At 67.2% G+C, this 12,233-nt stretch carries 15 protein-coding genes; 10 read left to right on the forward strand and 5 right to left on the reverse strand.

Going from position 1 to position 12,233, the window contains the following annotated elements:
• From rplI to rpsF, 3 genes are all read right to left on the reverse strand, one after another.
• On the reverse strand, positions 1–197 hold a 197-nt coding region (gene rplI / locus ACN5KJ_RS10055), incomplete at its 3' end, for a 50S ribosomal protein L9 (protein ID WP_418593719.1).
• Positions 198–209: 12 nt separating this feature from the next.
• Positions 210–437 carry a 30S ribosomal protein S18 gene (gene rpsR / locus ACN5KJ_RS10060; RefSeq protein WP_417722360.1) on the reverse strand — a complete coding sequence of 76 codons (228 nt, stop codon included), beginning with the start codon at positions 435–437 and terminating at the stop codon, positions 210–212.
• A gap of 23 nt (positions 438–460) precedes the next feature.
• Positions 461–853, reverse strand: coding sequence for a 30S ribosomal protein S6 (gene rpsF / locus ACN5KJ_RS10065; protein WP_417722359.1), 393 nt, complete (start codon positions 851–853; stop codon positions 461–463).
• A 241-nt stretch (positions 854–1,094) separates the two neighbouring features.
• On the opposite strand from rpsF, the gene ACN5KJ_RS10070 reads away from it, so the two are divergent.
• From ACN5KJ_RS10070 to ACN5KJ_RS10085, 4 genes are all read left to right on the forward strand, one after another.
• Positions 1,095–1,340 carry a hypothetical protein gene (locus ACN5KJ_RS10070; protein WP_418593721.1) on the forward strand — a complete coding sequence of 82 codons (246 nt, stop codon included), beginning with the start codon at positions 1,095–1,097 and terminating at the stop codon, positions 1,338–1,340.
• A gap of 292 nt (positions 1,341–1,632) precedes the next feature.
• Entirely contained in the window at positions 1,633–2,574 is a 942-nt protein-coding gene (gene fabD / locus ACN5KJ_RS10075; RefSeq protein WP_418593722.1) for an ACP S-malonyltransferase, read from the forward strand.
• Positions 2,575–2,665: 91 nt separating this feature from the next.
• Positions 2,666–3,403, forward strand: coding sequence for a 3-oxoacyl-[acyl-carrier-protein] reductase (gene fabG / locus ACN5KJ_RS10080; protein ID WP_347165084.1), 738 nt, complete (start codon positions 2,666–2,668; stop codon positions 3,401–3,403).
• Between the two features lie 221 nt (positions 3,404–3,624).
• Positions 3,625–3,858: an acyl carrier protein gene (locus tag ACN5KJ_RS10085; protein ID WP_023850233.1), complete on the forward strand. Its 234-nt coding sequence runs from the start codon at positions 3,625–3,627 to the stop codon at positions 3,856–3,858.
• A 237-nt stretch (positions 3,859–4,095) separates the two neighbouring features.
• Here the strand turns inward: ACN5KJ_RS10085 and ACN5KJ_RS10090 are convergent, their stop codons facing one another.
• Positions 4,096–5,103, reverse strand: a complete 1,008-nt coding sequence (locus tag ACN5KJ_RS10090) for a Fe(3+) ABC transporter substrate-binding protein (RefSeq protein WP_418593724.1) — start codon at positions 5,101–5,103, stop codon at positions 4,096–4,098.
• A gap of 120 nt (positions 5,104–5,223) precedes the next feature.
• The gene (gene mazG, locus ACN5KJ_RS10095; protein WP_418593726.1) at positions 5,224–6,036 is read right to left on the reverse strand and encodes a nucleoside triphosphate pyrophosphohydrolase; all 813 of its coding nucleotides are present in this window, start codon (positions 6,034–6,036) and stop codon (positions 5,224–5,226) included.
• A gap of 338 nt (positions 6,037–6,374) precedes the next feature.
• Here mazG and ACN5KJ_RS10100 point away from each other — a divergent pair, with 338 nt between their 5' ends.
• The 6 genes from ACN5KJ_RS10100 (at position 6,375) to ACN5KJ_RS10125 (ending at position 12,233) form a co-directional block, all read left to right on the forward strand.
• Positions 6,375–7,535, forward strand: coding sequence for a M20 aminoacylase family protein (locus ACN5KJ_RS10100; RefSeq protein ID WP_418593728.1), 1,161 nt, complete (start codon positions 6,375–6,377; stop codon positions 7,533–7,535).
• 86 nt (positions 7,536–7,621) lie between these two features.
• Positions 7,622–8,581 carry an agmatinase gene (gene speB / locus ACN5KJ_RS10105; RefSeq protein WP_347165080.1) on the forward strand — a complete coding sequence of 320 codons (960 nt, stop codon included), beginning with the start codon at positions 7,622–7,624 and terminating at the stop codon, positions 8,579–8,581.
• 272 nt (positions 8,582–8,853) lie between these two features.
• Positions 8,854–9,276, forward strand: a complete 423-nt coding sequence (locus ACN5KJ_RS10110; RefSeq protein ID WP_418593730.1) for a DUF1499 domain-containing protein — start codon at positions 8,854–8,856, stop codon at positions 9,274–9,276.
• 30 nt (positions 9,277–9,306) lie between these two features.
• Positions 9,307–10,356: a peptide chain release factor 1 gene (gene prfA, locus ACN5KJ_RS10115; protein WP_418593731.1), complete on the forward strand. Its 1,050-nt coding sequence runs from the start codon at positions 9,307–9,309 to the stop codon at positions 10,354–10,356.
• 72 nt (positions 10,357–10,428) lie between these two features.
• Positions 10,429–11,271: a peptide chain release factor N(5)-glutamine methyltransferase gene (gene prmC, locus ACN5KJ_RS10120; protein WP_418593733.1), complete on the forward strand. Its 843-nt coding sequence runs from the start codon at positions 10,429–10,431 to the stop codon at positions 11,269–11,271.
• A 260-nt stretch (positions 11,272–11,531) separates the two neighbouring features.
• The gene (locus tag ACN5KJ_RS10125; RefSeq protein ID WP_347165077.1) at positions 11,532–12,233 is read left to right on the forward strand and encodes a DUF4167 domain-containing protein; all 702 of its coding nucleotides are present in this window, start codon (positions 11,532–11,534) and stop codon (positions 12,231–12,233) included.

A 12,233-nucleotide genomic window follows, 5' to 3' on the forward strand; every position in this document is an offset into this window, starting at 1 on the left:
TCGGCTTCCTTGCGGGTTTCGAGGTTGCGCGCTTCGAGCTGGGCTTTCTGCGTTTCGAAGGAGGCGATGTTCTCTTTCGAAGCGGTCAGCGCCTTGCCCTGAAGCAGCAGGTAGTTGCGGGCATAGCCGGGCTTGACGTCGACGACATCGCCCATCTGGCCGAGCTTGGCCACGCGTTCCAGAAGAATGACTTGCATGGGACTCTCTCCTTACTTCACGACATAGGGGAGCAGGGCGAGGAAGCGGGCGCGCTTGATGGCGCGGGCCAGTTCACGCTGCTTCTTTGCCGAGACGGCAGTGATGCGCGAGGGGACGATCTTGCCACGCTCGGAAATGTAGCGCTGCAGGAGCTTGGTGTCCTTGTAGTCGATCTTGGGGGCATTGTCGCCCGAGAAGGGGCAGACTTTCCGACGACGGAAAAACGGTTTGGTAGCCATGGTTTAACTCCTCAGTCCCGGGATCAGTTGCGACGTTCGCGGCGGTCGCCGCGGTCACCACGGTCGCCGCGATCACCACGGTCGCCGCGCTCGTCACGCTTCTGCATCTGGACGGAGGGGCCTTCCTCGTGGTCGTCCACCTTGATGGTCAGCACGCGCATCACGTCGTCGTGCAGGCGCATCAGGCGCTCCATTTCCTGCACGGCCGTCGCGGGGGCGTCGGTCTTGAGGAAGGCATAGTGGCCCTTGCGGTTCTTGTTGATCTTGAACGCCATGGTCTTGACGCCCCAGTACTCGGATTCGACGACCTTGCCGCCGTTGTCCGACAGGACGGTGCCGAAATGTTCGACGAGACCTTCGGCCTGCGCGTTGGACAGGTCCTGACGCGAGATAAAGACATGCTCGTAAAGCGGCATGTGCACTCCATTTCTGTCATGGCGCATTTCAAAGGGCAGGGGCCTTGGCCTCTCGCACCCTGCCCACGAGAGACTGCGCGGGATGAATACGTCTTGCGAGAGGAAGGCCCCATATACACGGATAGGCGGGTTTCGCAAGGGTTCGCTGCGGCGCCGCAGCAATTCCCGGAAGGCGCCGCAATGCTGTCCACTTGTGCCGGGACACTGCGGGCACGACCGCCAGGACCCTGCAGGAGAGATCATGACCGCAACCGCACCCCAGACAGACCGGGCGCCCCGGGCCGAATCCCCCCGTGCCCCGAATTTTCTGGCGCGTGTCCTGCTGACGGTGCTGGGCGGCGCCCTGACGCTGGCGGCCTTCGGGCTTTGGCTTGTGCCGGTCTCGGGCGGGATGCCGATGCTGTTCCTGATGAAACTGGGCATCTCGCTGGTCATGCTGATTGCCGGGATGTGCTGCCTGGTCGTCACACGCGGACAGAGGGGCTGAGCGGGCCCCGGCCTCTCGCCGGGAAAGGACCGTTGCGCCCCTTGCGATGGGCTGTCTGCCCCGGTGCGCTCTGCGGCGTTCCCGGGCGGGCGCCCGAGCCGCCTTCCGTGCCGTGACGGGCGCAACGCGCGCAGGCGCGTGACCCCTCGTACCGCGCCCTGACGGGCGGCGCGCCGGGCGCGTTGCGCGCAGGGATCACGTGACCGTCCGACTCAGGCGGAGATTGCGGAAGCCTCGTCCGCCTTGTAAGGGCTTGTCTTCAACAAGATCGGCATCACGCAAGGAGAGGGTCATGAGCCGCGCATTCATCTTCCCGGGACAGGGGGCACAGGCCATCGGCATGGGCCGCGATCTGGCCGAGGCCTACCCCGCCGCGCGTGCGGTCTTTGACGAGGTCGACGAGGCATTGGGCGAAAGCCTCTCTGCCCTGATCTGGGAAGGCGACGCCGAGACCCTGACCCTGACGCAGAACGCGCAGCCCGCGCTGATGGCGACCTCGCTGGCGGCGATGCGCGCGCTCGAGGCCGAGGGCGTGACGATCGGGGCGGCTGCCTTCGTGGCGGGACACTCGCTGGGCGAATACTCGGCGCTGACGGCGGCGGGCAGCCTGACCCTGGCGGATGCGGCCCGGCTTCTGCGGCTGCGCGGCAAGGCCATGCAAGAGGCGGTGCCGGTGGGCGAGGGCGCCATGGCGGCGGTTCTGGGGCTCGACCTGGCGGCGGTGCGCAAACTGGTGGCCGAGGCCGCAGCGGGCGAGGTGCTTGCGGCGGCCAATGACAACGACCCGGCGCAGGTGGTGATTTCCGGCGCGAAGGCGGCGGTGGAACGCGCCGCGGCGCTGGCCAAGGAGGCCGGGGCCAAGCGGGCGCTGATGCTGCCGGTCAGCGCGCCCTTCCACTGTGCGCTGATGGCCCCGGCGGCCCGCGTCATGGCCGAAGCGCTGGACGACGTGCATATCTCGGCGCCCGCGGTGCCCCTGGTGGCCAATGTGACCGCCGACCGGGTGACGGACGAGGCGACGATCCGCTCACTGCTGGTCGAGCAGGTCTGCGGCGCGGTGCGCTGGCGCGAGTCGGTGGCCTTCATGGTCGGGCAGGGGGTGACCGAATTCTGGGAAATCGGCGCCGGCAAGGCGCTGTCGGGCATGGTGCGCCGCATCCACAAGGAGGCCTCGGTGCAGGCGGTGGGCACCGCCGCCGACGTGAGCGCCGCGGCCCGGAGCCTGACGGCATGACACAGGACAGCGGCCCCGCGGGGCCGTTTTCTTGGAAAGAAAACGGTGCGAATTCCGTGACGGAATTCGCACCGCGCGAATGGAGAGCGAAATGTTTGATCTGACAGGGAAGGCTGCGCTGATCACCGGCGCGTCCGGCGGCATCGGCGGAGAGATCGCCAAGGCGCTGCACGGTGCAGGAGCCACCGTGGGTCTGTCCGGAACCCGCACCGAGCCGCTGGAGGCGCTGGCCGCCGAGCTGGGTTCGCGGGCCCATGTGCTGCCCTGCAACCTTGGCGATGCCGAGGCGGTGACCGCGCTGCCCAAGCAGGCCGCCGAGGCCATGGGCGCCGTCGATATCCTGGTGAACAACGCCGGAATCACCCGCGACAACCTGTTCATGCGCATGTCCGAGGAGGAATGGGCGCAGGTGCTCGAGGTCAACCTCACCGCCTCGTTCCGGCTGTGCAAGGGGGTCCTGCGCGGCATGATGAAGGCGCGCTGGGGCCGGATCGTCAATATCACCTCGGTGGTTGGCACCACGGGCAATCCCGGGCAGGGCAATTATGCCGCTGCCAAGGCGGGGCTGGTGGGCATGTCGAAGTCGCTGGCCTACGAGGTGGCGACGCGCGGGGTCACGGTGAACGCCGTCGCGCCGGGCTTTGTCCGCACCGCGATGACCGACAAGCTCAACGACGAGCAGAAGGCGGCGATCCTGACGCAGATCCCCGCCGGGCGCATGGGCGAAGCGGAGGAGATCGCTGCCGCGGTTCTCTATCTTTCCAGCCCCGAAGCGGCCTATGTCACCGGTTCGACATTGCATGTGAACGGCGGCATGGCCATGGTGTAGACGGCACCGGAAAGCCGGGCAGGGGCCGCGCGGGAAAGCATTTGCCATCCCAGCAGCCTGTGCTATAGGCGCCCGAGGTTTACGGGCGGGGCCGCCATGCGCCGGCCCTGTCAGCCCCCGGCACGCCGGGAGATCGAGCCGCCCGGGAACGGGCAATGAAAGCCAAGCCGCGGGGCAGGGCGAACCGGACCGAAGGTCCGAATGAACTGTGAGGGAAAGACATGAGCGATATCGCAGATCGCGTGAAGAAGATTGTGGTCGAGCACCTGAGCGTCGAAGAAGAGAAGGTTACCGAGAACGCTTCGTTCATCGACGACCTCGGCGCCGACTCGCTCGACACCGTCGAGCTGGTCATGGCCTTCGAGGAAGAGTTCGGCATCGAGATCCCGGACGACGCGGCCGAGACCATCCAGACCTTCGGCGACGCGGTGAAGTTCATCTCGGAAGCCCAGTAAGCCCATCAGTCGGCTGAATGTTGAGGACGGCGCCCATCGGGCGCCGTTTCCTTTTGCGGGGTGGTGGCGGAACGCCCGCTGCGCGGCCCTGCGAGAGGCGCTGCCTCTCGCGCTCTCCGAGGTATTTCCGGACCGAAGAAGGGCAGGGCGCGGGCGGTTCCCCGGGCCCTGCAACGCAAAACGCCCCCGCAGGGTCATGCGGGGGCGTTTCCTCTGTCGGCGGCTGCGCGGCTGCGATCAGCCGTCGAAATCGACCTCTTCGATCAGCCGCAGCGCCTGGCCGCGCAGCTCTGCCAGGGTCATCAGGTTGGTCTCGTCAGCCTCGAAGCTGCCCCAGCCCTTCACCAGGTCGATGGCCTCGGAGCCGGGCGCGATCGGGTATTCGTAGTTCGCTTCGGCGTAGATCTCCTGTGCCTCGGGCGAGGACAGGAATTCCATCATCTTCAGCGCGTTCTCGCGGTTCGGCGCATTCGCCGTCATCGCCACACCCGAGATGTTCACATGGGTGCCGCCCTCTTCGAAGGTCGGGAACAGGACGTTGACGCTGTCGGCCCATGCCTTCTGCTCCTCGTCCTCCAGCATCTTGCCCATGTAGTAGGTGTTGCCGAGCGAGATATCGCATTCGCCGGCCCAGATCGCCTTGACCTGCGCGCGGTCGTTGCCCTGCGGTTTGCGGGCGAGGTTGGACTTCACGCCCTCCAGCCATGCCTTGGTGGCTTCTTCGCCGTGGTGGTGCAGAACCGCCGAGACCAGTGCGACATTGTAGGGATGCGTGCCCGAGCGGGTGCAGATGCGGCCCTGCCACTTCGGATCGGCGAGATCCTCGTAGGAGGTCACCTCGGCCGGGTCGACGCGCTCTTTCGAGGCATAGACGATGCGCGCGCGGGTGGTCAGGCCCCACCAGTGACCGTCGGGGTCGTGGTACTGCGCGGGCACGTTTTCGCTGAGGGTTTCGCTTTCGACCGACTGGGTCAGCCCGGCGTCGACCACGGCGAAGAGGCGCGAGATATCGACGGTAAAGACCAGGTCGGCCGGCGAGCGGCTGCCCTCGGCCTGAAGCCGCTCGACCATGCCGTCGTCGAGGTGGGCAACATTGACCGCGATGCCGGTCGCCTCGGTGAAGGCGTCGGTCAGCGGTGCCAGCAGCTCGGGCTGGCGGTAGGAGTACAGGTTGACCTCTCCTTCGGCCAGCGCCGGGGCGGCCAGGGCCGTCAGGGTAAGGGCGGTGGTAGCGCGCAGGAACATGGGATCTCCTCTCGTGTCCATGTGACTTCGCGCGCAATTAATCCGAGTAAAACACTCTGGTCAATGGCTGAGTAATTCTATCGGAAAAGGGGTGCCGCGCGGCCCGAAGATCAACTGTCCCTAGCGGCGCTTCTCCAGGGCCTTGGCGGCGTCCCAAAGCGCATCCATCTCTGCCAGGGAACTGTCCTTCGGATGCTTGCCTACGGCATTGAGGGCGTCTTCTATATATCTGAACCGGCGCGTGAATTTTGCGTTCGCGGCGCGCAGTGCGGCCTCGGGGTCGATCTTCAGGTGACGGGCGAGGTTGGCCATGACAAAGAGCAGGTCGCCGAATTCCTCGAAGCGCTCATCCGCATCCGGAGCCTGCCGCAGCTCGTCCATTTCCTCGCGCAGCTTGTCCATGACCTCGTCGGTGCCGGGCCAGTCAAAGCCCACCCGCGCGGCGCGATTCTGCAGCTTGACGGCGCGCAGCAGCGCCGGCAGCCCCAGCGCCACGCCGTCCAGCACGCCGGTCTCGGCCTTGCGGGCGCGCTCGGCGGCCTTGATCGTTTCCCAGTCGCGGGTCTGCTGCTCCGGGGACTTGTCGCGGCTTTCCTCGCCGAAGACATGCGGGTGCCGCGCCACCATCTTGTCGGACATGGTGTCGGCAACATCCGCGATGTCGAAGAGCCCCCGTTCCGCCGCCATCTGCGCGTGAAAGACCGACTGGAACAGCAGGTCGCCCAATTCGCCTTTCAACTCGTCCCAGGCCTGCCGGTCGATGGCGTCGGCGACCTCGTAGGCCTCCTCGATGGTATAGGGGGCGACAGAGGCGAAATCCTGCTCGATGTCCCAGGGACAGCCGGTCTCGGGATCGCGCAGGCGGCGCATGATCTCGACCAGACGGGGCAGGCCGCCCCTGGGGTCGTGAACCAGTCGATCGGATTCGGTCATGGACATGTCCTCCTGCTTGGCGGTGCCACGGTCCTCTCCGATCCCGCGAGCGGAGTCCAGCAAAGGACCGGCCCGGCCTGACGAAGGCTGGCACCGGAAAGACCGTTCGAGCGCCACTGCCCCTTTTTCTCTGGTCCAAAAATACCTCGGGGTTTGGGGCAGAGCCCCATCCGGGGGGCGTCATTGTCGCGCCATTGGTCCGAGAGACAATGGCGACGGGCCTTGCCCCCAAGAGCTAATGCGCGCCGAAGGCGCTCTGCCGGCTCGGGCAGAGCGTGCGCCGGGGCTTGCGCAGGGGCGCTTATCCGCAGAGGCTGTACGCGACAAAGGAGATCCCCATGGCCATCGTGAATTCCATTGCCGCCAGCGCCGAAGAGATGACCGGCTGGCGCCACCACCTGCACCGCAATCCGGAACTGGGTCTCGACTGCTTCAAGACCGCGGCCTTTGTCGTCGACAGGCTGACGGACTTCGGCATCACCGAGATCCATCAGGGCATCGCGCGCTCGGGAGTGGTGGCGATCATCGAGGGGCGCGAGCCGGGGCGGACCATCGGCCTGCGCGCCGACATGGACGCGCTGCCGATGGAGGATCTTTCGGGCACCGACCATGCCTCGACCGTGCCCGGACTGGCCCATACCTGCGGGCACGACGGCCATACCACGATGCTGCTGGGTGCTGCGAAATACCTGGCCGAGACGCGCAACTTCAAGGGTCGCGTGGCGCTGATCTTCCAGCCCGCCGAGGAAAACGAGGGCGGCGGGCGGATCATGGTCGAAGAGGGCATCATGGACCGTTTCGCCATCGAGGAGGTCTATGGCATCCACAATTCCCCGGGCCTGCCCGAGGGCACGCTGAACACCAACCCCGGCCCGCTGCTGGCGGGGGTGGACGAGTTCACCGTCACCATCACCGGCGTCGGCGGACACGGGGCGCAGCCCCATGCGACCCGCGATCCGGTCGTGGCCGCGGCCTCGACCGTCATGGCGCTGCAAACGATCCTGTCGCGCAACGTCGATGCGCTCGACCGGGTGATCCTGAGCGTGACGCAGATCCACACCGGCAGCGCCATGAACATCGTGCCCGAGAGCGCCGTCCTGAACGGGACGGTGCGGTATTACGACAAGGCCGCGCAGCAGGGGGTCAAGGCCCGCATGGCCGAGGTCGTCGAGTTCCAGGCCAAAAGCTTCGGCCAGAGTGCGGTGCTGGACTATGTCGAAGGCTATCCGCCGACGATCAACCATCCCGAACAGGCGGCCTTTGCCTGCGCGGTCGCGCGCGAGGTGCTGGGCGCCGACAAGGTGGATGCCGATACGCCGCCGATCATGCCGGGCGAGGATTTCGCCTATATGCTGCAGGCGCGCCCCGGCGCCTACCTGTTCCTCGGGCAGGGCGACACGCCGTCCTGCCATCATCCGCAATACGACTTCAACGACCGCATCGCGCCCATCGGCGCCAGCTTCTTCGCGCGGCTTGTCGAGAAGGCCCTGCCTTTGTAACGCTTGCGCCAGAGCACTGCCGGGCGGGGCCTTTTCCGGGCGCCGCCCGCCCACCCACCCCGGCACCCGGAAAAGGCCCCGCCCGCATGTCCCTCGAAGATGCCAAGCGCCAGATCGACCACGCCTTCACCCGCGACGACCTGAAGGGGCCGTCGTTCGAGAATGTCTTCGCCGGGGCCGCCTCTTTCCTCCGGCGCAGATACACCAAGGACCTGACCGGCGTGGATATCGCCGTGACCGGGCTGCCATTCGACCAGGCGGTGACCAACCGGCCCGGCACGCGGCTGGGGCCGCGGGCGATCCGCGAGGCCTCGCTGTTGCAGACCATGGACAAGCCCTATGGCTGGGACTTCGACGTGCTCTCGGACTTCGCCATCGCCGACTACGGCGACATGGCCTTCGACTATGCCATGCCCGCAGAGGTGCCGGCGCGGATCGAGGCGCATGTGCGCGGCATTCTCGACGCGGGCGCGGCCTGCGTGGCGCTGGGGGGCGATCACTCGGTGACGCTCGGGGCGCTGAGGGCTCATGCCGCGGTCCACGGGCCGCTTTCGGTGATCCAGTTCGATGCCCATACCGACACATGGGCGGACGACGACCCGGGCCGCGTGGATCACGGCACCTTCCTGTACACGGCGGCGAAAGAGGGCATCGTGGTGCCCGAACGGTCGGTTCAGATCGGCATCCGCACCGACAACCCCGATACCATGGGCTTTCATATCCTCGACGCGCGGGAGGTCCATGCCGCCGGGCCCGAGCGGATCGCCGAGCAGGTGCATCGGATCGTCGGGCGCGCCGCCTGCTACATCACCTTCGACATCGACGCGCTGGACCCGGCCTTCGCGCCCGGCACCGGCACGCCGGTCTGGGGCGGGCTGACCAGCCATCAGGCGGCGGTGATGCTGCGGCGTCTGGCGGGGGTGAACATGGTCGGCGGCGACGTGGTCGAGGTCTCGCCGCCCTTCGACACCAGTGGCGCCACGGCCATCGCGGCGGCCCATGTCGCGACCGAGCTGCTGAGCATCTGGGCCTCGACCCGGCGCTGAGGCAGCCGCCGCAGGCCCGGGGGTGCGCGGTGGCCTGCGCGGCGCGGATCGGCGAAATCCCGCCCGTCTGCCCGGGGTCCGGCGTCTCTGGCTCCGGCCCTTCCGGGATATGTCTTGAATAACCGGCTGATACCGCTCACCTCTCTGGGCATGCGCCTGCGGGGCGGGGCGGGACTCCCGCGCCCGCCTGCAACGGTGCCTTTCACAATCGCGGCGATTCGTGGCATTCCTGCCCCGGAACCGCAGTCAGCCAGACAGGATATTCCGTGCGCATGGTCTTCTTCCTCATCCTCGCGATCGTCCTCGGCGGCCTGGCCTGGATCCGGCTTGCGCCCTCGGACCCCGCGGTCTGGAACGTCGATCCGCAGGTGACGGCGGATCAGGATCTGTCCAACGGCGTGCGGCGCCGGATCCCGGGCGGGGCGGAGACGCTGCAGGCGCTGAACGCGATCATCCTTGCCACGCCGCGGACCGACGTGCTGGTGGGCACACCGGAGGATGCGCAGATCACCTATGTCACGCGGTCGAAGTGGATGGGCTTCCCCGACTACACGACCGTCAAGGCCGAGGATGGGGTCATCGAGCTTTATGCCCGGGCGCGCTTTGGCCAGTCGGACATGGGCGTGAACCACGAACGTGTCGAAAGCTGGCTGAAGGCCCTGCGCGCGCGCGAGGCTGCCGCCGAGGACGCTTGACGGCCCCGCGCCCATGCGCGATTGAACCTCATGATCCCGACAGACCGTTTGCAACAGATCAAGGAGCGCCTCGGATATGTCGAGGCGCGCATGTCCACAGGCGAGGGCGACATTGCCGCGCTGGGGCGTGAATACGCCGAGCTGAAGCCCGTGGTGGCGCAGATCTCCGAGTGGGAGCGCCTGCGGGAGGATATCGCCGAGGCCGAGGCGATGCTGGCCGACCCCGAGATGAAGGCGCTGGCCGAGGAAGAGCTGCCGCAGCTGCGCGCCCGTCTGCCCGAGGCCGAACACGCGGTGCAGCTGGCGCTTCTGCCGAAGGACGCCGCCGACGCGCGCCCCGCGATGCTGGAGATCCGGCCCGGCACCGGCGGCGACGAGGCGGCGCTGTTCGCGTCGGATCTGGCGCGGATGTACCAGCGCTACGCCGAGGCGCGCGGCTGGCGCTGGGAGGTCGTGGAAGAGCAGCTGTCGGAACTGGGCGGCGTGCGCGACCTTGTGGTGCGGATCGTCGGAGAGAACGTCTTTGCCCGTCTGAAGTTCGAAAGCGGGGTGCACCGGGTCCAGCGGGTGCCCGAGACCGAAAGCGGCGGGCGCATCCACACCTCTGCCGCCACCGTGGCCGTGCTGCCCGAGGCCGAAGAACTCGATATCCGCATCGACCCGAACGATATCCGCATCGACACCATGCGCTCCAGCGGCGCGGGCGGGCAGCATGTCAACACCACCGATTCCGCGGTGCGGATCACCCATATCCCCTCGGGGATCGTGGTGACCTCTTCCGAGAAGTCGCAGCACCGCAACCGCGAGATTGCCATGCAGGTGCTGCGCGCGCGTCTCTTCGACATGGAGCGGCAGAAGGCCGAGAGCGCGCGCTCTGCCGACCGCAAGGCGCAGGTCGGGTCCGGCGACCGGTCCGAGCGCATCCGCACCTATAACTTTCCGCAGGGGCGCATGACAGATCACCGCATCGGACTGACGCTCTACCGGCTGGAGCAGATCCTTCAGGGCGACCTCGACGAGATCGTCGATGCGCTGACGGCCGAACATCAGGCGGCACAGCTGGCGGAAATGCAGCTGTGACCCGGGCGGCGAAAATTTCTTCGAAGAAATTTGCCAAATTCCATGGATGGAATTTGCGCGGGGCAGGTGGCAATGCGGGGCTCTGACCTTCTGGCGCAGGGCACGGCGCGGCTGGCGGGCGAGGACATCCCCGATCCGGGCCGCGATGCCCGGCGGCTGCTGTCGCATGTGCTGAAGGTCCCGCCGGGACGCCTGACGCTGGTCCTTCCGGAACCGGTCGATCCCGAGCAGGAGCTTGTCTACCTGACCCTGATCGAGCGGCGCGCTGACCATGTGCCGGTCAGCCATCTGGTCGGACGGCGGATGTTCTACGGGCGCGACTTCCTCGTCACGCCCGAGGTTCTGGACCCGCGCCCCGAGACCGAGACGCTGATCGAGGTGGCACTGGCGCAACCCTTTTCCACGGTGCTGGACCTGGGCACCGGGTCGGGCTGCATCCTGCTGACGCTTTTGTCCGAGCGCGAGACGGCGGTGGGCATCGGCACGGACCTCAGCGCCGAGGCGCTGAACGTGGCCATGTGGAACCGCAACGCGCTGGGGCTGGAGTCGCGGGCCGCTCTGGAAGAGGGCAGCTGGTACGAGCCGCTGCGGGGCTCGACCGAGAGCTTCGACCTGATCGTGTCGAACCCGCCCTATATCGCGGTGAACGAGATGCCCTTCCTGACGCCGGAGGTGCGCGATCACGAGCCCCGGCTGGCCCTGACGGACGAGGCGGACGGGCTGACCGCCTATCACGCCATCCTCGAAGGCTATTCGTCCTGGCTGGCGCCGGGGGGCCGTCTGGTGGTCGAAATCGGCGCGGCGCAGGGCATGGCGGTGTCGCAGCTGTTTGCGCAGGCGGGCCTGCGCAAGGTGCGGGTGGTGCCCGATATCGACGGGCGCGATCGGGTTGTCACCGGGGTCGCGCCGCGCTGAGACCGTGCGCCGGGGCGAAAAAAAACTGTGGGAAACTGGCGATTTCCCGCGTTAAATCGCCGGTTTCAACGGTTTCGACACGGATTTGGGCTTGTCTGAGGCATGTCCGTGTGCATATTCACTGTCAGTCGGGCAGTCGATGGGCAACACGCCGATCCGGCCGACGCCAAGCCATACATCACGGTGACGGAACGAAATTTGGCGCCCCTGTGGCGCAGCCGCTCACCAAGCCGAAGAAAAAAGGCTGGATACCAGAAAACATGCGTTCATCCAAATCCCGCTCGCGGAACAAGAACAACCGTAACCGCAACTCACTGGGCAATGTCGTCAACCGCGTGTTCGACAGCAGCGGCCCCGAGGGCAAGGTGCGCGGTACGCCGCAGCAGATTATCGACAAGTACAACCAATTGGCCCGCGACGCCTCGCTGGGCAATGACAGGGTCGCGACCGAGAACTTCCAGCAGCATGCGGAGCATTACCTGCGCATGTTGAGCGAAGCACAGCGTGAGCAGGATCAGCGGCGCGAGCAGCAGGAGCGCGAGAACCGCGAGCGTCAGGCCCAGCGTGACCGCGATCGCAACCAGCGCGACCAGAACGACGGTGACCAGCGCCCGGACGAGGGTGATCAGCCCGAGGTCGGCACCAGCGCCCCCGAGGCGAAGGAAAAGGGCGAGCGCCAGCCTTCGCGCCGCCGCCAGCAACCCGCCGTGGACCCCTCGGATGCGCCGCAGCCGGACATCTTCGACATGGTTGGCGGGGACGACGACGGCTCTGGCCTTGTCGAAACGCCGGAGTCGCGGGCCGAGACCAAGCCCGCCGAAGAGACGAAGGACGAGGCGCCCAAGCCCGCGCCCAAGCCGCGCAAGCCGCGCGCCCCGCGCAAGCCGCGCCAGCCCAAGGCCGAGGCTTCGGAGGCGCCCGCCACCGAGACTCCGCAGAGCCCGGACGCCGCGGCAGAGTAA

The sequence above is a fragment of the Ponticoccus sp. (in: a-proteobacteria) genome (genome assembly GCF_048381735.1).

Bases quoted from the DNA above. Each gene is read 5' to 3' on its own strand.
- speB (WP_347165080.1), top strand. From the start codon at position 7,622: ATGTCCCTCGAAGATGCCAAGCGCCAGATCGACCACGCCTTCACCCGC.
- fabG (WP_347165084.1), top strand. From the start codon at position 2,666: ATGTTTGATCTGACAGGGAAGGCTGCGCTGATCACCGGCGCGTCCGGC.
- ACN5KJ_RS10125 (WP_347165077.1), top strand. From the start codon at position 11,532: ATGCGTTCATCCAAATCCCGCTCGCGGAACAAGAACAACCGTAACCGC.
- rpsR (WP_417722360.1), bottom strand. From the start codon at position 437: ATGGCTACCAAACCGTTTTTCCGTCGTCGGAAAGTCTGCCCCTTCTCG.
- ACN5KJ_RS10110 (WP_418593730.1), top strand. From the start codon at position 8,854: ATGGTCTTCTTCCTCATCCTCGCGATCGTCCTCGGCGGCCTGGCCTGG.
- prfA (WP_418593731.1), top strand. From the start codon at position 9,307: ATGATCCCGACAGACCGTTTGCAACAGATCAAGGAGCGCCTCGGATAT.
- ACN5KJ_RS10085 (WP_023850233.1), top strand. From the start codon at position 3,625: ATGAGCGATATCGCAGATCGCGTGAAGAAGATTGTGGTCGAGCACCTG.
- mazG (WP_418593726.1), bottom strand. From the start codon at position 6,036: ATGACCGAATCCGATCGACTGGTTCACGACCCCAGGGGCGGCCTGCCC.
- prmC (WP_418593733.1), top strand. From the start codon at position 10,429: ATGCGGGGCTCTGACCTTCTGGCGCAGGGCACGGCGCGGCTGGCGGGC.
- ACN5KJ_RS10070 (WP_418593721.1), top strand. From the start codon at position 1,095: ATGACCGCAACCGCACCCCAGACAGACCGGGCGCCCCGGGCCGAATCC.
- ACN5KJ_RS10100 (WP_418593728.1), top strand. From the start codon at position 6,375: ATGGCCATCGTGAATTCCATTGCCGCCAGCGCCGAAGAGATGACCGGC.
- fabD (WP_418593722.1), top strand. From the start codon at position 1,633: ATGAGCCGCGCATTCATCTTCCCGGGACAGGGGGCACAGGCCATCGGC.
- rpsF (WP_417722359.1), bottom strand. From the start codon at position 853: ATGCCGCTTTACGAGCATGTCTTTATCTCGCGTCAGGACCTGTCCAAC.
- ACN5KJ_RS10090 (WP_418593724.1), bottom strand. From the start codon at position 5,103: ATGTTCCTGCGCGCTACCACCGCCCTTACCCTGACGGCCCTGGCCGCC.